A 19,468-nucleotide genomic window follows, 5' to 3' on the forward strand; every position below is an offset into this window, starting at 1 on the left:
GCCTCCGTCTGTTTGGGCGGAGGCTTTTTGCGTACAGGAGTCAATGATGCAAAGCAATCAGCAGTGGCAGGAGAGACGCGAGCAGGCGGTGCCGCAGGGCGTGGGTAACGCGCTGCCGGTATTTGTGGCGCGGGCTAAGAACGCGGAAATCTGGGATGTGGAGGGGCGGCGCTATATCGATTTCGCCTCCGGCATTGCGGTGCTCAATACCGGGCACAATCACCCGGCGGTTATCGCGGCGGTGAAGGCGCAGCTCGATAATTTTACGCATCCCTGTTTTCAGGTCACGCCTTACGGCAATTACATTGAGCTCGCGGAACGCCTGAACCGGCTGGCTCCCATCAGCGAACCCTGCCAGACGCTGTTTCTCTCAACCGGCGCCGAGGCCGTGGAAAACGCCATTAAAGTGGCGCGTATCGCCACGGGGCGCTCGGCGGTGATTGCGTTTCGCGGCGCGTTTCATGGCCGTACGCTGCTTGGCATGGCGCTCACCGGCAAAGTGCAGCCGTATAAAAAAGGCTATGGCCCGTTCCCGGCGGGGATTTACCACGCGCCTTACCCGGCGGCGTATCTGGGCGTGAGCGACACGCAGGCGCTGGCGTCGCTGGCGGGGATTTTCGCCGCAGATGTGGCACCCGAAGAGGTGGCGGCGATCATTATCGAGCCGGTGCAGGGCGAGGGCGGGTTTTACGCCGCCTCTGCCGAGTTTATGCAGCAGTTGCGTGCACTGTGCGATAAACATGGCATCGTGCTGATTGTCGATGAGATCCAGAGCGGCTTCTGCCGTACCGGAAAAACCTTCGCCATCGAACATTCAGGTGTTGAGCCGGATCTCATTACCATGGCCAAAAGCCTGGCGGGCGGGTTCCCACTCTCGGGGCTGGTGGGTAAAAAGGCGCTGTTTGATAAAGCCCTGCCGGGCGGGCTTGGCGGCACGTATGCCGGGTCGCCGGTGAGTATCGCCGCGGCGCTGGCGGTGACCGATCTCATCGAAGAGGAGCAATTAAACGCACGCGCCATCGCGCAGGGCGAGCTGCTGATGAGCCGCCTGCGCGAACTGGCGCAGGAGTATGACTTTATCGGCGATGTGCGCGGCGTCGGCGCGATGGTGGCGATGGAGCTGGTGCATGAGCGCGACAGCCATCGCCCGGACAAAGAATTGACCCAGCAACTGGTGCAGGAGGCAGGGCGTCAGGGGCTGATTTTACTGACCTGCGGCGTGCGTGCGAACGTCATCCGTTTCCTTATCCCGCTCACCGCTGAGAAAGAAATTGTGACAGAAGGTCTCAACATCTTGTCATCCTGCCTTAAAGTGGTGCAAAATACGCGCCCTGCAAAATAAGATATTAACCGACGTCAACGCGTCGGTTATTTTTTTGCAGTCAAGAGCATCGTAATTAAATTCAAGAGGCCGGGCTTCGTACCGGATAGATACTTACTTAAAATCCGACAGTTGTTGTCGCTGAGGAATACAGAAAATGGGGCAATTTTTCGCTTATGCGGCGATGTTCACCGTAAAGGAGAATAATTATGTCGCTTAATGCAACTCCAAAAACCTCTCGCGTGGAGTTACGTAAAACACTTACGTTGATTCCGGTTGTGATGATGGGCCTCGCCTATATGCAACCTATGACGCTGTTCGATACGTTCGGTATTGTATCTGGCCTGACGGACGGTCACGTACCGACCGCGTACGCCTTCGCGCTGGTCGCGATCCTCTTTACCGCGCTGAGCTACGGTAAACTGGTGAAACGCTTCCCGTCTGCGGGCTCGGCGTATACCTACGCGCAGAAAGCGATTAACCCGACCGTGGGCTTCATGGTGGGCTGGTCGTCGCTGCTCGATTACCTCTTCGCGCCGATGATCAACATTCTGCTCGCGAAAATTTACTTTGAAGCGCTGGTGCCGGAAATCCCGTCATGGATTTTCGTGGTGCTGCTGGTCGCGTTCATGACCGTTTTCAACATGCGTACCCTGAAAGGCGTGGCGAACTTCAACACCATTATCGTGGTGCTGCAGGTGGTGCTGATCGCCGTGATTCTGGGCATGGTGATTTACGGCGTGTCCCACGGCGAAGGCGCGGGTACGCTGGTAAGTTCACGTCCGTTCTGGTCTGAGAATGCGCACGTCATCCCGATGATTACCGGGGCGACCATTCTGTGCTTCTCGTTCACCGGCTTTGACGGCATCAGTAACCTGTCGGAAGAGACCAAAGACGCGGGGCGTGTGATCCCTCGCGCTATCTTCCTGACCGCGCTGATTGGCGGCCTGATCTTTATCTTCGCGACCTACTTTATCCAGCTTTACTTCCCGGATATCTCGCGCTTTAAAGATCCGGACGCGTCCCAGCCGGAAATCATGCTCTACGTGGCAGGCAAAGCCTTCCAGGTCGGCGCGCTGATTTTCTCCACCGTGACCGTACTGGCGTCCGGTATGGCGGCGCACGCAGGCGTTGCGCGTCTGATGTACGTGATGGGCCGTGACGGCGTGTTCCCGAACCGCTTTTTCGGTTACGTGCATCCGAAATGGCGTACCCCGGCGCTGAACGTGGTGCTGGTGGGCGCGATTGCGCTGATGGCGATTAACTTCGACCTGGTAATGGCGACCGCGCTGATTAACTTTGGTGCGCTGGTGGCGTTTACCTTCGTGAACCTGTCTGTGATTTCGCAGTTCTGGATCCGCGAAGGCCGCAACAAGACGCTGAAAGACCACTTCACCTACCTGCTGCTGCCGGTGTGCGGCGCGCTGACCGTAGGTGCCCTGTGGCTGAACCTGGAAGAAAGCTCCATGGTGCTGGGCCTGATCTGGGCCGGTATCGGTGTGGTTTACCTGGCTTGCGTGACCCGCAGCTTCCGTAACCCGGTACCGCAGTACCGTGAAGATATCGCGTAATTACCGCGATACGCACAGAAAAAAGGCTCCCGTCGGGAGCCTTTTTTGTTGGCGGTGGTTTTGGGGCGGCGGGTTGGGATGTCGATGGGTCGGGGCAGTGGATTGGGATGTCGATGGGGCGGCGGGTGCGCGTGGCTTACCCGCCCTACGATTGAGCTTTTCGGTTGGCAATATGTAGGGCGGGTAAGCGCAGCGCACCCGCCATTGTTAAAACCAATACCATTTCCCGAAGGTAGGGCGGGTAAGTGCAGCGCACCCGCCACATCCCATCACACCGGTATCACCCGCGCTTATCCGACAATCTCCTGCGCATACTGATACAACGCTTTCAGCAGCGCCGTCTTCTCTTTGTCGCTCTCGTACTGGTTATAAAGCATCTCTAACTCCTGGGCATAGGCCTGCAGGAATTCCGGCGTAAACACGTCGCGGCGATGCGTCAGCCAGCGCTCCTGTTCCTGCTCGCTGAGCGTGCCGGGGAAATTACGCGCCCGGTAGTTAAACAGCAGCTTCTCAATACGCTTATCCACGAACGTAATATCGAGCGCCGGCAGGTTCTGCGGCGGCGTCTCCAGCACGATACGCATCGCGGCGCGATCGGCGTCGCTGAAAAAGCCGTCGTAGAGCTGCGCATCCACGTTATCGGTAGGCGGGAAGGGCGGGGCGTCGGCAAACAGCGCCACCAGTTTTTCGCGCACCTGCGGCGAATCGCGAAGCACCTTGAGATTATTCAGACAGTGCTGGCGGTCGATGCCAAGACGCTCGGCATCTTCCGGGCGCAACGTATTGGCCTGCGCCAGTACCGGGCACTTATTGAGATGCACCAGCTTCACCGGCACCGCGCTCGCCTCGCCGAGTGCCGCTTTCGGCGTATAGAGCCGCTCGCGCAGGTCGTCAGCGTTCAGCTCCAGCAGCGGGCTGATATCGCCTGCCAGATCCACCACAATTACCGCGTTACGGTTTTCCGGGTGCCAGGCGATGGGCGCTATCCAGCTCGTATTGCCGCGCCATGCGCCAAACATGCCGGAAACGTGCACCAGCGGCTTCATCTGAACGGTATCAATCAGCGTCGCCAGTTTCTGCTTACTGCGGTAGGTGTAGAGATAATCGAACATCCGCGGCTGGCGGGTTTTCACCAGCTGCGCCATGGCGATGGTGGCGTACACATCCGCCATCGCGTCGTGCGCGTTGGCGTGTTCAATCCCGTTGGCGACGGTTAAATGCTCAAGGCGAAAGCTTGGCAGCCCGTCGCTGTTCTCCGGCCAGACGATACCTTCCGGGCGCAGCGCGTAACAGGCACGCATCACATCCAGCAGATCCCAGCGCGAGTTATCGTTCTGCCAGCTCCAGGCGTAGGGATCGTAGAAGTTGCGATAGAAAATATTGCGCGTCACTTCGTCATCGAAGCGCACGTTGTTATAACCGACGACGCAGGTTTTCGGCACGGTGAACAGCGCGTGAATGCGTCTTGCGAAGTCGGCTTCGTTTTCGCCGCGCGCACGCGCCACCTGCGGCGTAATGCCGGTTATCAGCACCGCTTCTGGTTGAGGAAGATAATCGTCGGCGGGCTTGCAGTAAAAGACGTCCGGCTCGCCGATAACCGTGAAATTCTCATCGGTGCGCAGGGCGGCGAACTGCGCCGGGCGGTCCAGCGAGGGGCTTTTGCCGAAGGTTTCGTAATCGTGGAACAGAAAAGTCGGTTGCGCGGCAGAATCAGACACCAGGTCACCATCCAGAGTAAGTAAAAAAACAGGGCTATGGTAAACCATAGCCCTCTCCGGAAGAAGTGGCAGCGGTCTTAAGGCATGACCTGTTCCGGCTGCACCGGTTTACGGGTAATCAGCCGTTTGCCGAGCGCAATGCCCGGTTTCTCCACACGATGGAAGAGAACTGTCGCCAGCGTGTACGTCACCGGCAGGCTGATGGCCGCGGCGATGAGCAGGCGCACCGGCGAGGCGTGTTGCTCAAACGCGCTGTGCTCTACCAGCAGGCCGATGACCGGAATCACAATCATCAGATGCAGCAGATAGACCGAATAGGAGACATCGCCAAGGAATTGGCTGATACGGCGCGTCAACAGCCAGCGCGGCAGACGCATCGCCTGATGCAGCAGCGAGCCTGCCTGCGCCTGCCACAGCAGCGCGCCGAGGCCGGCAATCATCACGCACTGGGCGATGAGGCGAACCGGCGTCACCGCGATATGCATCTGCCAGGCGAGCACCGGTGCCAGGAACGCCAGCAGCAGCAACAGGCGGCGGCTCTCGCGCACGGCGGCGGCAATCAGCATACCCGCGACAAACAGCGGCAGCTTAATCAGGATCATCGAGGGCATCGGGAACGCCTCGAAATAGCCCGGCAACGCCCAGCGCGCTGCAAAGTAGGCCACCATAACCGCGAAAGCGGCGGCGAAAAAGCCCCAGCGCATCACCAGCAGCATAATGAACGGGAACAGCACGTAGAACTGCATTTCCAGCCCGATGCTCCAGTCCGGCAATACCGTACGGAACGAATAATAAGGAATAGCGCCGAAGACAAACGAAATATGCGCGAGAATATTGCCGGCGGACGTATCGGCATAGCGCTGGCTTTCGGTCTGCGTTGACGGCCAGGCCTGGGCTATCACATCGCGCCATTCGCCGAACGCCGCGCCGAAAATAAGCGCTAACAGCAGCAGGAAATAATAGAGCGGCGCGATCCGGAAAAAGCGGCGCAGCCAGAAATTACGCATAGTATGGCCACTGGTCCACGGCTCAATATCCCGACGCTCCATATAATTCTTCGCCATCAGAAAACCCGACAGCAAAATAAACAGATCGACGCCCATGCCCGGATCGTATAACAGGGGAATGCGGCACTGCACCAGCAGACAAATATGCCCCAGCAGCACCCACAGCGACGCGAGACCGCGTAACCCCTCCAGCTCCGGCGACCAGCTTTTACCCTGCGCCATACCCTTCTCCTCAGCCTTTTAAAAGTCACCAGGCTAAAAAGAGTCGGCCTTTATAACAATCGGAACAGTACGTGAAATGTTTATTATCAGATTTTCCGCAGCATGTTATCAGCAGGTAAACGAAACGGTGACAATTTTAGTTAAGACGCATCTTATTCATATTTCCTTGCAATTTACCGGAGCAAGGAAATAAAAACTGCCGTAAAAAAGGCGCCCCATCGAGAAGTTACAGAGGATATGCTGTTGAAATTTAGACCAATGATTGCCGTTTCCTGCATCATGCTGGCCGGTATTACCGCGCAGGCGAACGCTGCCGCGCTTTCCATGCCGCAACCGCCGGCCATTATGGCGGGCAGCTATGTGTTGATGGATTACACGACCGGACAAATACTGGCGGCGAATAACGAGCATCAACAGCGTAACCCGGCGAGCCTGACCAAATTAATGACCGGCTATGTGGTGGACCGCGCCATCGACAGCCATCGCATCACGCCGGATGACGTGGTGACGGTCGGGAAGGACGCCTGGGCGAAAGATAACCCGGTGTTTGAAGGCTCGTCGCTGATGTTCCTGAAGGCGGGCGATCGCGTCACGGTGCGCGACCTCAGCCGCGGCCTGATTGTCGATTCCGGCAATGACGCCTGCGTGGCGCTGGCCGATTACGTAGCGGGCGGCCAGCCGCAGTTCGTCGCGATGATGAATGACTACGTGCAAAAGCTCGGCCTGAAAGACACCCATTTTGAAACCGTACACGGCCTGGACGCGCCGGGGCAGCACAGCTCTGCTTACGATCTGGCGGTACTGTCACGCGCCATCATCCACGGCGAGCCGGCGTTTTACCATATGTACAGCGAAAAGAGCCTGACCTGGAACGGCATCACCCAGCAGAACCGCAACGGCCTGCTGTGGGATAAGACGCTCAATGTCGACGGGCTGAAAACCGGCCATACCTCCGGCGCGGGCTTTAACCTAATAGCGTCAAGCGTCGACGGCAAGCGCCGCCTGATCGCGGTGATTATGGGCGCTGACAGCCCGAAAGGGCGCGAAGACCAGGCGCGTAAACTGCTGCACTGGGGCCAGCAGACTTTCGATACCGTGGAGATCCTGCAAAAAGGCAAGAAAGTGGGCACCGAGCGCGTCTGGTACGGTAAAAACGAACAGGTGGCGGTCGGCACCGATCGCGATTTCTGGCTGACGCTGCCGAAGGCGCAGCTTGCGAACGTGAAGGCGAAATATCTGCTCGATCGCGAGCGCCTTGACGCGCCGCTGGACGCCAATGAAAGAGTGGGCGAGATAGAGCTCTATAACGGCGATACGATTATTGCGCGTATGCCGCTGGTGACGCTTGAGAAGGTGAAAAAGGGCGGTGTCTTCTCGCGCTTTGGCGACTGGCTGCATCTGACCCTGTAAGCGTTTTTTGCGAACGCGAAGGCGCTCACAGACGCCCGGATGAGCGCCGCACACTATACTCGCTATTTTGAACAGCGAGGAGTGAACATGGATTACACCATCGAGCATGTCTTAACGCGTAAAATCGCCGGTTTTCATCTGGTCGGCCCGTGGGAGAAAACGGTGCCGCAGGGGTTTGAACAGCTCTCTTTGTGGGTGGATAACTTCCATATCCAGCCGCAGGCCTGGCTTGCGGTTTATTACGATAATCCGCAGCAGGTCGCCCCGGAGAAGCTGCGCGCCGATACCGTCGTTGAAGTGCCGGCGGATTTCACTCTGCCGGAGAACAGCGTCGGCGTGATCCTGACTGACCTGCCGGGCGGCCAGTACGCGGTGGCGCGCGCTCGCGTTGAGGACAACGATTTCGGCACGCCGTGGCTCGCGTTCTTTACGCGTCTGCATCAGGACGTGCGTTACCAGATGGCTGCGCGCCCGTGTTTTGAAATTTACCTCAACGATGGCAAGCGCGAGGGCTACTGGGAAATCGACATGTATATCCCGGTTCAGACCTCCGGCGAATAATACCCCTGCGCCCCCGCGATGGCGGCGGGCGCGCTTTTTGTTAAGCAAATGGCAAAATAACGTTAATTCCTCGATAATTCGTACACCTTCTCCGAAAAGTTACAGCTTTTCCCCTATTTTTGTCAGAAAATAGCGCCCCTCATTTTCAGGCGTTTCGCCTGAAGCGACGTTTCATCAAGGCTGTTAACGGGAAAGTAAGCGTGCGTGCCGATAAATCGCTCTCCTCTTTTGAAATCCGTCTCTACCAGCATTACCGCATCGTGCACGGCGTGCGCATTGCGCTGGCGTTTATCCTGACATTTTTACTGGTGCGGATGCTGAACGTGCCGGAAGGCACCTGGCCGCTCATCACGCTGGTGGTGGTGATGGGGCCAATCTCATTCTGGGGGAACGTGGTTCCGCGCGCGTTTGAGCGCATTGGCGGCACTATTCTCGGCGCGGCGCTGGGGCTCGTGGCGTTGCAGCTCGAAGGCTGGTCGCTGCCATTGATGCTGTTGTGGTGCGCGCTGGCGATGTTTCTGTGCGGCTTTCTGGCGCTCGGCAAGCGGCCTTATCAGGCGCTGCTGATTGGCATTACGCTGTCGGTGGTGGTCGGCTCGCCGCAGGGCGACATGCTGGTCGCGCTCTGGCGCGGCGGTGATGTGATTTTCGGCTCGCTGTTGGCGATGCTCTTTACAAGCCTCTGGCCGCAGCGGGCGTTTATCCACTGGCGTATCCAGATGGCAAATTTCGTCGGCGATTTCGCGAAGATTTATCACGCCGGGCTGTCGCCAAACCTGGTGGAGCGCCCGCGGCTCGATAAGCCGTTACAGAATATCCTCGGCAGCGTGGTGAAGCTGCGCGCGTATATCACGCCCGCCAGCAAGGAGACGCACATTCAGCGGGCGATTTTCGAGGCTATCCAGACCACCAGCCGCAATATGGTCTGTACGCTTGAGATGCAGATCAATGCCTGGTGGGCTTCGCGCGAAAGCCACTTCCTGATGATTAACGCCCGAACCCTGCGCGATTCGCAGCAGATGACGGAGAACACGCTGGCGGCGATTGCACAGGCGCTGCGCGAAGGGAACCCGTCGCCGGTGATGGCCAACCGCGAGAAGCTTGCAGAAATCGCCCAGGAGCTGCGCGCGCTGATGAGCGAAGGGCAGCAGGGGGCGCTGGTGGAAACGCCGATTCACGGCTATGTATGGTTGAGCATGGAGCTGGCGCAGCAGCTGGAGCGCCTTTCTCAGCTTATTTGCCGGGCGCTGCGCAAATAATCCGCAGACGACCGGCGCTTGTTTCGATTCAGCATCGTTTCAGGCTATGATAACCACAGGCATCCTGAACGGGATAAAACCATTGTCATCAACCGCCGCTGACAGTAAGGTTTACGCCATGCGGTTGTTTAAACGAATCCGAGTCTTAAATTCAGCAGGGGTGTAAAAATGGAAAACAGCAAACCTTCATTCCAGGACGTTCTAGAGTTCGTGCGTCTGTTCCGCCGTAAGAACAAGCTGCAGCGTGAAATTCAGGACGTCGAGAAGAAAATTCGTGACAACCAGAAGCGCGTGCTGCTGCTCGACAACCTGAGCGATTACATCAAGCCAGGCATGAGCGTGGAAGCCATTCAGGGCATTATCGCCAGCATGAAGAGCGACTACGAAGACCGCGTGGATGACTACATCATCAAAAACGCCGAGATCTCCAAAGAGCGCCGCGAGATTTCCAAAAAGCTCAAAGCGATGGGCGAACTGAAAGTGCACGAGCCGAAAGGCGAAGAATAAGTAAAAAAAACCGCTTCGGCGGTTTTTTTATATCTGCGGTGTGGCGCACGTCTTTCCTGGCGCGCGAACATCCAAAAGCAAAAAGCCCGCTAAAAAGCGGGCTTTTTAATATCTGTTATTAACAGGCACACTTTCGCTATGAACAGCCTGATAAGCTAAACGCCGTATTGCCTTTTCCGCTTATTCAGCCTGGGGAATTTCCGATGCGCGTACCACCAGAAAATCCCGCGAAATGCGCGCCCCTCTGTCAACCGTGATGAGGTCATGGACAAAATAAGCGAATATTTCCGGCGTGGCAGTAAACCAGGGCTGCGGTGGCGCATCTCCGAGATAAGCGTTAATCCTGCACTTGTGAAACCACTTCGCCCGCTGATAGGCAGGCTCGTAAACATCCGGGAAAAGCCGCATCTGTGTATCATGCGGGCCGGGGTGTTCAATAGTATTAATCAATGCGAAGGCGACATCATTTATTTCATTTAACCAGCCCAGTGGCAGTCCAGGACTTCTATTTTATCCTGGATATTCATCGCCTGCTCCTTGCCCTGCGGAGTTATTCCCAGCAGCCCGGCGCTGTTGCCCGCCGCCAGCGTGATTTCTGCCTGATGCTTCTCCAGCTGCTGGCGCTCACAGCGATACTGATAATATTGCAGCCCCAGCCACTCAAAATAGCTGTCGAGATGCAGGTTTTGCGAGGAGGGAGTGACGGCTTTGGACCGCACAGCTTTTTGATAACGCTGCACCCACTGCTCTACGGACGCGTTTTTAACGTTATCCTGCATGATGAAATAGCTGGCGACATCAGTATCTGTTTTATCAAGAGTACGGAAATCAGGAAACGGCACGCCAGCCATGGTCGCTTCCCGGTACATACGCTGCAGCGCGACCCGGCATAACTCTGCACTGGGTTTTTGTTCGCCGGGTTTCAGCCCACCGCCGATATCTTCGCTACAGCCCGGCATTAGCTCTTCCCGATGTTTAGGATGGTTACTGCCAAGCCGGTACAGGCACCGCCATACCCGCCGCTCATGCGCCGCTACCAGGTGCAGAGCGTTATTCACCGCCTGCGGCAACACCGAAAAGTGGTCGATATATTTTCTGCCAAACATCACGCTGAGCGAGCGTAATGGCCCACCAGCGGCGCTGATAACGTAGTCCAGACCATTATTGCTGCTGGCGGCAGTATCCCGCGAACAGTCAAACAGCCCGGTAAAGATAATATCTACCGGAATACCCTGCCAGGTGTAGCTGTCGCCTTGCTTCTGGCACATCTCGCTCAGAAATTCATCAATAAATTTCCGCACCAGTGTGGCGCCAAGATCGAAACCAAACAGGGAGACGGAGATAAGTTTGATGGGAACTTCGCTACTGGCTTTGGCTCTTTCAAAATATTCTTTAAAACGCACTTTGGCAGATGTTATCCGTGTATCTACTCCCGTAACCAGAATATCAGCAACCAGCGGGTTATCACGTATACAGGGCGTCGCCTCAATACCGACTTTTTTTACGATATCAGTAACAATACCCGTCACCAGATTGCGCCATTCGGTAGGGTTAAGCAGTTTCTTACCGCTCTCTTTTAAAACCTCATACCAGTTATTGCCCTTCAGTATCTCTTTGCCGGCGTCTTTTGCCATCTCTTTGGGTTGATCTTTTAAATCATCCAGCGCAGTGTCTTGCGCGCTATCCATAAGGGTGTGAAGTTTTGTGGTTAGATCTTCATGGAAGGGGGTGCCGAGACCTGAAAAATACAACTTGGAATAGGTACTAAAAGAAGAGTTCTGTTTCTCATCAGGGTATGCCCGAAATAAACTTGCAATATTACTCAAACGACGATTCTGCGCATCCTGCTCGAGATTACGGCCTACGCCATCAAAAAAGAAATCGATATGCCAGATACGTGAACAAGTTCCTAGGTTATACTCACTGTCCTGCTGGGCGCGGCTTGCAGCAGCTATCAGACTTTCTATATCCATATTCATTATTTTCCCTTTAACTTTTCGGTTGTTTAATGTTATCCGGGCGCTTCTCATAGGGTGACCAGGCATTCTTACTCCAGCCCAGCAATACTTTATCGCCCGGTAAGAAATGAACATGTAAGTTGTCTTCTCCCCATTCACGCTTTGGGAGTGGCATAACGACACGGCGAGTTTCTTTACGCATTCCGGCATCATACTGAGCGCGAGTGGTACTCAACGTCCAGATAACCTCTGCTGTCTTACCTTCAATGCTGCCGCAACATGTAGCACCACCACCGCCATGGGCTGATGCATTGGAACCCGCCACACCATTAACACTAAAGCCCAGAACCGGACGATCCAGTTCGCTATGAATTATCAGCGTTACCGCCCCGGTTGGCGGTCCCCAGATACTTGCCCACACCAGCCAGGCGGCGTAAATCATCACCGGGAGTGATAACCCAAACCAGATCCATTTGCCCCAGCGGGTATATCCCCGGTTAACTGCCGCATCTATTTTTTCGAGCCGACGATAAAATCCCATTTTTATTCCTTGTCAGTGTGACGTTTATTTTTAAGGCGGTTTACATAATTATTAAATATTAATCAGCCGCCGCTTCCCGCTCAATATTGCGACCCATGCCATCAAAAAAGAAACCGATATGCCAGATACGTGAACAAGTTCCAGGCTTATGCTCACTGTCTTGTTGGGCGCGGCTTGCCGCCGCTATCAGACTTTCTATATCCATATCCATTTTTTCCTTTAACTCTTCGGTTGTTTGATATTATCCGGGCGCTTCTCATAGGGTGACCAGGCATCCATACTCCAGCCCAACAGCACTTTATCGCCCGGTAAGAAGTGGACATGTAAGTTGTCTTCTCCCCATTCTCGCTTCGGAAGTGACATAACGACACGGCGAGTTTCTTTACGCATTCCGGAGTCATATTGTGTACGGGTGGTACTGAGTGTCCAGATAACCTCCGCCGTATCGCCTTTTATAATCCCACAACAAGTCAACTTTCCACCATCGGAGGCATAAACATTATTCTTGTCCCGAACAAAAGCATTTCCTCCCGCCACACCATTAACACTAAATTCCAGAATAGGGCGATCCAGATCACTATGTATGATCAGTGCTACCGCCCCGGTTGGCGGTCCCCAGATGCTTGCCCACACCAGCCAGATGGCGTAGACCATCACCGGCGTTGATAACCCAAACCAAATCCATTTGCCCCAGCGGGCATATCCCCGATTAACTGCCGCATCTATTTTTTCGAGCCGACTATAAAATCCCATTTTTATTCCTTGTCAGTGTGACGTTTATTTTTAAGGCGGTTTACATAATTATTAAATATTAATCAGCCGCCGCTTCCCGCTCAATATTGCGACCCATGCCATCAAAAAAGAAACCGATATGCCAGATACATGAATATGCCAGATACATGAACAAGTTCCAAGCTTATGCTCACTGTCTTGTTGGGCGCGGCTTGCCGCTGCAATTAAAGTTTCAATATCCATTATTGCAATTCCTGACTATTAATCTGTTTTTTGTTTTTATAAATAGAAACTATATTGGGATGTGCAAATCCGGATCCCCACCATAAATAAATATTATCCTTTGCAAGGAAATAAACATGCAAATAGTTTTCTCCCCATTCACGCTTTGGGAGTGGTATAACGACACGGCGAGTTTCTAAACGCATGCCGTTCAAATATTGCTCGTGTGTTATATCTAACGTCCAGATAACCTCTGCTGTCTTACCTTCAATGCTGCCGCAACATGTAGCACCACCACCGCCATGGGCTGATGCATTGGAACCCGCCACACCATTAACACTAAAGCCCAGAACCGGACGATCCAGTTCGCTATGAATTATCAGCGTTACCGCCCCGGTTGGCGGTCCCCAGATACTTGCCCACACCAGCCAGGCGGCGTAAATCATTACCGGGAGTGATAACCCAAACCAGATCCATTTGCCCCAGCGGGCATATCCCCGGTTAACTGCCGCATCTATTTTTTCGAGCCGACGATAAAACCCCATTTTTATTCCCTGCCTGCCTGGCTTTCGTTTGGGGATATTAAACTTTAAAAAATAATGGAATATTGATCAGACAATGCTCCGGTGTGTGCCGTTGAATCTTACGGCCGATGTCATTGGCTTGGGCACATCTCTGCGGTGTCGGAGTGATGCTGGCGTTATCAAACCGCGAGTTGTACCCGATGCAACGCAGATAGTTACTGACATCGCAGAGATTTATTTTTAAGTGTTTTTTATGACATGTGGGTTTACGTCATAAAAAATGCATCATACGCGGAATCTATGGAGCAGTGAGGTCACAATATAGAGGGAGGAGGTTTGACGACAGTACGCTAAAGAAAAAGCAAAAAGCCCGCTAAAAAGCGGGCTTTTTTGAATCTGGCTCCTCTGACTGGACTCGAACCAGTGACATACGGATTAACAGTCCGCCGTTCTACCGACTGAACTACAGAGGAATCGTGTGGAGGCTAATCATAGCGGCCCCGCGCCAATTGTCAAATGCCATTTGCCTTCGGCCTGCGTGTTCGGACATTCTCTGAACATTACGCGCTATTTTCCGACAATATCCGTGGAAAGCCTTTGCAGGAATGCGGGTTCTAACCCATTATTTGAAATGAGGTTTCAACTTTCACGCGCAGGTTCATTTTGAGTGTAACCACCACCGTTCGCCAGGCTATCGCTCGCACGCCCTGGTACAAGAAAAGAAAAAGCTATCGGGTTCTGTTATGGCGGGAAATCACGCCGCTGGCGGTGCCTATTCTGCTGGAAAACACCTGCGTACTGCTGATGGGCGTGCTGAGCACATTCCTCGTAAGCTGGCTCGGTAAAGAAGCGATGGCGGGCGTGGGCCTCGCCGACAGTTTCAATATGGTGGTGCTCTCCTTTTTCGCCGCGGTCGATTTAGGGACGACCGTTTTGGTGGCGTTCAGCCTCGGCAAGCGCGATCGCAAGCGGGCGAGGGCGGCGGCCAGGCAGTCGCTGGTGCTGATGACTATCGTCTCGATTCTGCTGGCGGCGCTGGTGCATGTGACCGGCGAATACATCATCGACGTAGTGGCGGGCGAGGCGACGCCACAGGTGAAAGAACTGGCGCTCATTTACCTGCAACTGACCGCCTGGAGTTATCCGGCGGCGGCCATCGCGCTTATCGGCAGCGGCGCGCTGCGCGGGGCGGGCAATACCAAAATCCCGCTGCTGATTAACGGCGGGATGAATATCCTGAATATCGTGATCAGCGGCTTTCTGATTTACGGGCTGTTTTCCTGGCACGGCCTCGGTTTTGTCGGTGCCGGGCTGGGGCTGACTATTTCGCGCTATATCGGCGCTATCGCTATTCTTTATGTGCTGATGATCGGCTTTAACCCGGCGCTACGCATCTCGCTTAAAAGCTATTTCTCGCCGCTTAAGCTCAATATTCTTTGGGAAGTGCTCGGCATCGGGCTGCCTGCGAGCATTGAATCGGTGCTGTTTAACGGTGGAAAACTGCTGACGCAGATGTTTGTAGCGGGCATGGGCACCAACGTGATTGCCGGTAACTTTATCGCCTTCTCGGTCGCCGCGCTTATTAACCTTCCGGGGAACGCGCTCGGCTCTGCTTCCACTATCATCACCGGTAAACGTCTCGGCAAAGGGCAGATTGGCCAGGCGGAACGCGAACTGCGCCACGTTTTCTGGCTTTCAACGATTATGCTGACCGCTATCGCCTGGGTGAGTGCGCCGTTCGCCGGGCTGTTCGCCTCGTTTTATACTCATGAAGACGATGTGAAAGAGGTCGTAAAAATCCTGCTGTGGCTTAACGCGGCGTTTATGCCGATCTGGGCGGCCTCATGGGTGCTCCCGGCGGGGCTTAAAGGCGCGCGCGACGCACGCTTTGCGATGTGGGTATCGATGCTCGGCATGTGGGGCTGTCGCGTCGTGGCAGGCTATATGCTCGGGATTGTGCTCGGCATGGGCGTTGTGGGCGTGTGGCTCGGTATGTTCCTCGACTGGGCCGTGCGCGGCGTCTTCTTCTACTGGCGCATGGTGAGCGGCAAATGGCTGCAAAAATATCCGCGCCCGCCGAAGCGGCCCGTGGTGCTGGACACCCCCGCACCGCCGGGGCAACCGAAGGCGATGTAAGCCTGAAGCCAAAAAGCAAAAAGCCCGCTAAAAGCGGGTTTTTTTATACCCATTATGCGTCATCTGAAGGCTACTTATCAGCAAAACGGTATTTCTTACTCCCTGCAAAATATTCGTTTATAAATCTATTCATTTTTATTATTTATTTAATAAGTTGATTGATTTGTGTGGTAAATATAATTCGGTTTATATGCTGACAGGCGAGAAAATAAAATTCAGCGCATGGCTTTTCTGGCGTTATCGCTATGGCAGGCTTCGCATGGAAATAAGCCAGGCTAAAAATGATTTATTACCTTTTCCCCGATTGACCCGATTTTTTTGCGGCTTATCCTGTTTTTTCGTTATTAAAAAATGATCAACCGATTGCCGGAGGCGGCAATCTTTTTCAAAGGAATGAAGGATGGATATTTCCGATATAGGGTTTAGTGAGCCTTCACGTTATACGCTTGAAATTGCCCACAGCCGTGTACGACCCGACGTACTTAGTTTTCACGGGCGCGAAGCCCTTAGCGAGCCATATAGATGGCGCATTGAATTCACCGCACCGCAGAGCGACCTGGCACCTGATGACGTTCTTTTGAAATACGCCAGTCTGAGTATGCTTTCTGGTCGCGTGGTATATGGCGTCATAACCCGTTTTGAATGGCTGGGAACGTCAGCAGACCAGACGCACTACGCGGTGACGCTTTCTTCGCGGCTGCGGGTGAAACGTTCGGCTGGCACACGCCGCTTCTGGACGGCACCGAAGTCAGCATTGCGTATGACGACGGCAATATCGACCGCCCTTATATCGCCCATGCGTTTCACGACGCTGAACATGCCGACATCGTCTCGCGCGACAACCGTAGCCAGAACATCCTGCGCACCGCGGCGCACAATGAACTGCGGCTGGAGGATCTGCGCGGGCAGGAGCACGTGGCGCTCTCCACTCCATTCGGTGCATCTTCTCTGAATCAGGGCCACATCACGGATGAACAGAGTCAACAGCGTGGCGCGGGTTTTGAACTCAGAACGGATGAATATGGCGTTATCCGCGTGGCGAAAGGGCTGTTTGTCACTGCAGACGGCCAGACGAAAGCCGCAGGCGAGGTGCTGGAGAGGGAGGCGGCGCAGAGAGAAATAGAAATTTGCCTTAACCAGATCCAACAGTTAGCTGACGCCGCAGCGCAGGCACAGGCGCTGGAAGCAGATATTGCCAGCCAGATTGCGATGTTTAATGAGCGGCTAAAGCCGTTAAACCAGATGGTGCATTTCCACGGCCCGCAGGGAACGGCGTTCACCAGCGGCGAACATCTACAAATGACGGCCAGCAAGAATGTGGTAATGAATGCCGGCGGCTCTCTGAGTATGGGCGCAATGGGCAACATGACCCTGAACGCCGGTGAAAAAATCGGCCTGTTTGCCCGAACGGGCAAACTGAATGTTATTTCAGGCGAAGGCCCGGTGCAGTTTCAGGCACAGAACGGTGCGATGTCTTTGAGCGCGCAGCAAAAAATCAGTCTGGTTTCGACAGGCGATATGCTGTTTGCCGGCAAGAAGAAGGTGACGCTGATTGGCGGCGGCAGCTACCTGAAAATAGAGCAAGGGAAAATAGAGTACGGAACGACGGCCACCTATTTACGCAAGGTGGAGCGGACGTTTGTTGCTGGTTCTGCCTCTCAGCCTCTGACGTTCCCCGAAATTCATCCGGTGATACAGAGCACTATTTGCATTCCATGTCTGCTCAAAGCGATTCAGGCGAATGATGCCATTATTGAGGGATTATAACGATGGACAATACCGCGCTATTCACGGCACTGAGTGTCGCCAGGGAAGAGAACATAAGCCTGCTTTTTGAAGCGGGGGCGCAACCGGAAGCCGATTTCCTGGCATTCAGGGCGAAAAACGAGAACAGGCTGCACTCGCTCTATATTCACCCGCAACTTACGGCACTCCAGAATTACGGACCATGGTTGCTTGACGTTGATGATACGGAGCAACTACAGAGCGACATGAACACGCTGCCGGGCAGTGTGGCCGTCATTGTCTCCACACTCAACCGCCCCTTTCTGGCGATTCAGTTGTCCCGCGCCTGCACTATCGTCCAGCCAGAAGGAGCCACTGCGCTGGTGCGCTTCTATGCAAATCATGTCATTACCGTACTCGCCGCCTGCGCAGATTATGGCTGGCATGCGTGTTTATTTGATGGCATCACGCAGTGGTGGTTACCCGAAGGCACGCAGTGGCAACCTCTTCACATTCCACCATCACAAGCAGAAACGGCCGACAACCCGATTATTCGGCTTGATGAAACCACCTGGCAGCAGATTGCGGATAATCCACTGGTGAAGAGTGTGCTGAGCGAATGGCGGAAAATGGCGTCCAGTCACGCTTTCCCGGCATGTACGCAGCGACGAATGGTTATCAGGGCACTGGACAAGGCGAAAAGCTTCGGGCTGGATGCGCCCGCCGACCGGCAACTGTATGCGCTTTGTTATCTCAATGGCGGGAAGAAGATACTGGAGTCAAAGACGGTTCGCGCGTTATTGCCCGGAGTTGTGACCGGGAAGGAATCTCTGGCAAACGTGTTATCCCGGGCGTCTGAATGCTGATGATTCGATAAAAGGGATTTTGGCGCTAATGAATTCAAGGAAAACATATGGAGTTATATAACCTTGTGAAACGTGCTGATAGCGAGCTAACGCAACTCTACGCCCGGCGTAAGCGCTGGCTATGGGGGTTTTTACTTACCCCTTTTATCCTGTTGTTTGCCTGGACGTTTTGGGTGGCAAACGGGGGGGAGACAGCGGGCGGGGTGACGCTAATAATCCACAGCAGGCTGGATAGACCTGTTCTCGGGTTCAGTGTAAATGGTGTCGCCGGAGGTAATGCAGGTGCTTTTAATCCTAAGAATAAATATGCTGGTGAAAATGGCGCATCAACTTGCTGTGGAGTAATCGAAGGGAAAATGGCGGAGGTTATCTGGACGCTAAGTGTTACTGGCCCGCAATATGAAGCGGGTATGCGACCAGAAAAACACCGGGTAGTGATTCCGCTGCCCGAGAGAAAGCGTGGTGAAAACGATCTTCATGTGCACTTTTTACCGGGGGATAAAGTGTTACTGGGCTGGAGCGATAATGCCTGGTCGCCTTATGATGAACATAATCCGAATTATATCTCACCTTCACAGTAATAATTGAATATACGCTAGGGATTAATAATGCGGTGTTATTCCTGCAAAACATAAGGATATGCAATGAAATCAAATAAAATATTTAAGCGAATTGACGATGCTCTCAACCAGTTTTATGCACGGCGTAAGCGCTGGCTATGGGGGTTTTTACTTACCCCTTTTATCCTGATGTTTGCCTGGACGTTTTGGATGGCAAACTCGGGAGAGCCAGCGGGCGGGGTGACGCTAATAATTCACAGCAGGCTGGATAGACCTATTATAGGTTTTAGCGTGAATGGAGCTGCTGGCGGAAATTCGGCTGCATATGATCCTCACAACGCTTATGCTTTAGAAGGTGGGAAAACCACTTGTTGTGCATCAATTAAAGGGAAAATGGCTGAGGTTATCTGGACGCTGAGTGTTACCGGCCCGCAATATGAAGCGGGTATGCGGCCAGAAAAACACCGGGTGGTGATTCCGCTGCCCGAGAGAAAGCGCGGTGAAAACGATCTTCATGTGCACTTTTTACCGGGAGATAAAGTGTTGCTGGGCTGGAGCGATAATGCCTGGTCGCCTTATGATAAAAATAATCCTGAGTTTGATTTATCCGCTGATGATAAGGAGTAAC

Annotated in this window: 17 protein-coding genes, 1 tRNA gene and 3 pseudogenes; 12 read left to right on the plus strand and 9 right to left on the minus strand. The window is 54.1% G+C overall.

Going from position 1 to position 19,468, the window contains the following annotated elements; genetic code table 11:
• Positions 1 to 46: 46 nt before the first annotated feature.
• Together gabT and AFK66_RS06565 are read left to right on the plus strand one after the other, a co-directional pair.
• A complete protein-coding gene (gabT, locus tag AFK66_RS06560; RefSeq protein ID WP_007776232.1) occupies positions 47 to 1,342 on the plus strand; it encodes a 4-aminobutyrate--2-oxoglutarate transaminase in 1,296 nt (431 codons plus the stop codon).
• Between the two features lie 188 nt (positions 1,343 to 1,530).
• Positions 1,531 to 2,892, plus strand: a complete 1,362-nt coding sequence (locus tag AFK66_RS06565) for an APC family permease (protein WP_007776227.1) — start codon at positions 1,531 to 1,533, stop codon at positions 2,890 to 2,892.
• Between the two features lie 290 nt (positions 2,893 to 3,182).
• Here AFK66_RS06565 and sbcB read toward each other — a convergent pair whose 3' ends face one another.
• Together sbcB and AFK66_RS06575 are read right to left on the minus strand one after the other, a co-directional pair.
• Positions 3,183 to 4,610 (minus strand): exodeoxyribonuclease I, encoded by a 1,428-nt coding sequence (sbcB, locus tag AFK66_RS06570; protein ID WP_023898453.1) that lies wholly within the window; start codon positions 4,608 to 4,610, stop codon positions 3,183 to 3,185.
• A gap of 77 nt (positions 4,611 to 4,687) precedes the next feature.
• Positions 4,688 to 5,839 (minus strand): acyltransferase family protein, encoded by a 1,152-nt coding sequence (locus AFK66_RS06575; RefSeq protein WP_007776222.1) that lies wholly within the window; start codon positions 5,837 to 5,839, stop codon positions 4,688 to 4,690.
• 243 nt (positions 5,840 to 6,082) lie between these two features.
• Between AFK66_RS06575 and dacD the strand changes: the two genes are divergently transcribed.
• The 4 genes from dacD to AFK66_RS06595 all read left to right on the plus strand — a co-directional run bounded on the left by dacD (position 6,083) and on the right by AFK66_RS06595 (position 9,576).
• A complete protein-coding gene (gene dacD, locus AFK66_RS06580) occupies positions 6,083 to 7,249 on the plus strand; it encodes a serine-type D-Ala-D-Ala carboxypeptidase DacD (RefSeq protein ID WP_230582552.1) in 1,167 nt (388 codons plus the stop codon).
• Positions 7,250 to 7,336: 87 nt separating this feature from the next.
• On the plus strand, positions 7,337 to 7,810 hold the full coding sequence (gene sbmC / locus AFK66_RS06585; RefSeq protein ID WP_007776216.1) for a DNA gyrase inhibitor SbmC: 474 nt from the start codon (positions 7,337 to 7,339) through the stop codon (positions 7,808 to 7,810).
• Positions 7,811 to 8,010: 200 nt separating this feature from the next.
• Positions 8,011 to 9,069 (plus strand): FUSC family protein, encoded by a 1,059-nt coding sequence (locus AFK66_RS06590; protein ID WP_007776214.1) that lies wholly within the window; start codon positions 8,011 to 8,013, stop codon positions 9,067 to 9,069.
• Between the two features lie 168 nt (positions 9,070 to 9,237).
• Positions 9,238 to 9,576 (plus strand): DUF496 family protein, encoded by a 339-nt coding sequence (locus tag AFK66_RS06595; RefSeq protein WP_004385327.1) that lies wholly within the window; start codon positions 9,238 to 9,240, stop codon positions 9,574 to 9,576.
• A 180-nt stretch (positions 9,577 to 9,756) separates the two neighbouring features.
• Here AFK66_RS06595 and AFK66_RS06600 read toward each other — a convergent pair.
• From AFK66_RS06600 to AFK66_RS06620, 7 genes and pseudogenes are all read right to left on the minus strand, one after another.
• A pseudogene (locus tag AFK66_RS06600) lies at positions 9,757 to 11,549 on the minus strand (DUF2235 domain-containing protein).
• Between the two features lie 16 nt (positions 11,550 to 11,565).
• Positions 11,566 to 12,075 carry a DUF3304 domain-containing protein gene (locus AFK66_RS06605; protein WP_023898457.1) on the minus strand — a complete coding sequence of 170 codons (510 nt, stop codon included), beginning with the start codon at positions 12,073 to 12,075 and terminating at the stop codon, positions 11,566 to 11,568.
• 58 nt (positions 12,076 to 12,133) lie between these two features.
• A complete protein-coding gene (locus AFK66_RS22670; RefSeq protein WP_162139246.1) occupies positions 12,134 to 12,280 on the minus strand; it encodes a hypothetical protein in 147 nt (48 codons plus the stop codon).
• Between the two features lie 14 nt (positions 12,281 to 12,294).
• Complete coding sequence (locus AFK66_RS06610; RefSeq protein ID WP_032982993.1) at positions 12,295 to 12,828, minus strand: DUF3304 domain-containing protein; 534 nt, start codon at positions 12,826 to 12,828, stop codon at positions 12,295 to 12,297.
• A 51-nt stretch (positions 12,829 to 12,879) separates the two neighbouring features.
• On the minus strand, positions 12,880 to 13,050 hold the full coding sequence (locus AFK66_RS22675) for a hypothetical protein (RefSeq protein ID WP_162139247.1): 171 nt from the start codon (positions 13,048 to 13,050) through the stop codon (positions 12,880 to 12,882).
• The gene (locus AFK66_RS06615) at positions 13,050 to 13,574 is read right to left on the minus strand and encodes a DUF3304 domain-containing protein (RefSeq protein ID WP_032982992.1); all 525 of its coding nucleotides are present in this window, start codon (positions 13,572 to 13,574) and stop codon (positions 13,050 to 13,052) included. The genes AFK66_RS22675 and AFK66_RS06615 overlap by 1 nt, the downstream gene beginning before the upstream one ends.
• 376 nt (positions 13,575 to 13,950) lie before the next feature.
• Positions 13,951 to 14,026: transfer RNA gene (locus AFK66_RS06620), tRNA-Asn, on the minus strand.
• A gap of 190 nt (positions 14,027 to 14,216) precedes the next feature.
• Between AFK66_RS06620 and AFK66_RS06625 the strand changes: the two genes are divergently transcribed.
• The 6 genes and pseudogenes from AFK66_RS06625 to AFK66_RS06645 all read left to right on the plus strand — a co-directional run bounded on the left by AFK66_RS06625 (position 14,217) and on the right by AFK66_RS06645 (position 19,467).
• Positions 14,217 to 15,689, plus strand: a complete 1,473-nt coding sequence (locus AFK66_RS06625) for an EmmdR/YeeO family multidrug/toxin efflux MATE transporter (RefSeq protein ID WP_007776197.1) — start codon at positions 14,217 to 14,219, stop codon at positions 15,687 to 15,689.
• 400 nt (positions 15,690 to 16,089) lie between these two features.
• Positions 16,090 to 16,338, plus strand: a pseudogene (locus tag AFK66_RS23230) (type VI secretion system Vgr family protein); the annotation flags it as partial.
• A 50-nt stretch (positions 16,339 to 16,388) separates the two neighbouring features.
• Positions 16,389 to 17,456, plus strand: a pseudogene (locus tag AFK66_RS22960) (DUF2345 domain-containing protein); the annotation flags it as partial.
• A 2-nt stretch (positions 17,457 to 17,458) separates the two neighbouring features.
• On the plus strand, positions 17,459 to 18,280 hold the full coding sequence (locus AFK66_RS06635; RefSeq protein ID WP_007776186.1) for a DUF4123 domain-containing protein: 822 nt from the start codon (positions 17,459 to 17,461) through the stop codon (positions 18,278 to 18,280).
• A 47-nt stretch (positions 18,281 to 18,327) separates the two neighbouring features.
• The gene (locus AFK66_RS06640) at positions 18,328 to 18,861 is read left to right on the plus strand and encodes a DUF3304 domain-containing protein (RefSeq protein WP_032972255.1); all 534 of its coding nucleotides are present in this window, start codon (positions 18,328 to 18,330) and stop codon (positions 18,859 to 18,861) included.
• Positions 18,862 to 18,924: 63 nt separating this feature from the next.
• Positions 18,925 to 19,467 (plus strand): DUF3304 domain-containing protein, encoded by a 543-nt coding sequence (locus tag AFK66_RS06645; protein ID WP_032983013.1) that lies wholly within the window; start codon positions 18,925 to 18,927, stop codon positions 19,465 to 19,467.
• Position 19,468: the final 1 nt, after the last annotated feature.

This window comes from Cronobacter malonaticus LMG 23826 (genome assembly GCF_001277215.2).
Taxonomy (GTDB): domain Bacteria; phylum Pseudomonadota; class Gammaproteobacteria; order Enterobacterales; family Enterobacteriaceae; genus Cronobacter; species Cronobacter malonaticus.

Coding starts and splice junctions, on each gene's coding strand:
- gabT (WP_007776232.1), top strand. CDS start 47: ATGCAAAGCAATCAGCAGTGGCAGGAGAGACGCGAGCAGGCGGTGCCG.
- AFK66_RS06565 (WP_007776227.1), top strand. CDS start 1,531: ATGTCGCTTAATGCAACTCCAAAAACCTCTCGCGTGGAGTTACGTAAA.
- AFK66_RS06575 (WP_007776222.1), bottom strand. CDS start 5,839: ATGGCGCAGGGTAAAAGCTGGTCGCCGGAGCTGGAGGGGTTACGCGGT.
- sbmC (WP_007776216.1), top strand. CDS start 7,337: ATGGATTACACCATCGAGCATGTCTTAACGCGTAAAATCGCCGGTTTT.
- AFK66_RS06595 (WP_004385327.1), top strand. CDS start 9,238: ATGGAAAACAGCAAACCTTCATTCCAGGACGTTCTAGAGTTCGTGCGT.
- AFK66_RS06605 (WP_023898457.1), bottom strand. CDS start 12,075: ATGGGATTTTATCGTCGGCTCGAAAAAATAGATGCGGCAGTTAACCGG.
- AFK66_RS22670 (WP_162139246.1), bottom strand. CDS start 12,280: ATGGATATAGAAAGTCTGATAGCGGCGGCAAGCCGCGCCCAACAAGAC.
- AFK66_RS06610 (WP_032982993.1), bottom strand. CDS start 12,828: ATGGGATTTTATAGTCGGCTCGAAAAAATAGATGCGGCAGTTAATCGG.
- AFK66_RS22675 (WP_162139247.1), bottom strand. CDS start 13,050: ATGGATATTGAAACTTTAATTGCAGCGGCAAGCCGCGCCCAACAAGAC.
- AFK66_RS06615 (WP_032982992.1), bottom strand. CDS start 13,574: ATGGGGTTTTATCGTCGGCTCGAAAAAATAGATGCGGCAGTTAACCGG.
- AFK66_RS06635 (WP_007776186.1), top strand. CDS start 17,459: ATGGACAATACCGCGCTATTCACGGCACTGAGTGTCGCCAGGGAAGAG.
- AFK66_RS06640 (WP_032972255.1), top strand. CDS start 18,328: ATGGAGTTATATAACCTTGTGAAACGTGCTGATAGCGAGCTAACGCAA.
- AFK66_RS06645 (WP_032983013.1), top strand. CDS start 18,925: ATGAAATCAAATAAAATATTTAAGCGAATTGACGATGCTCTCAACCAG.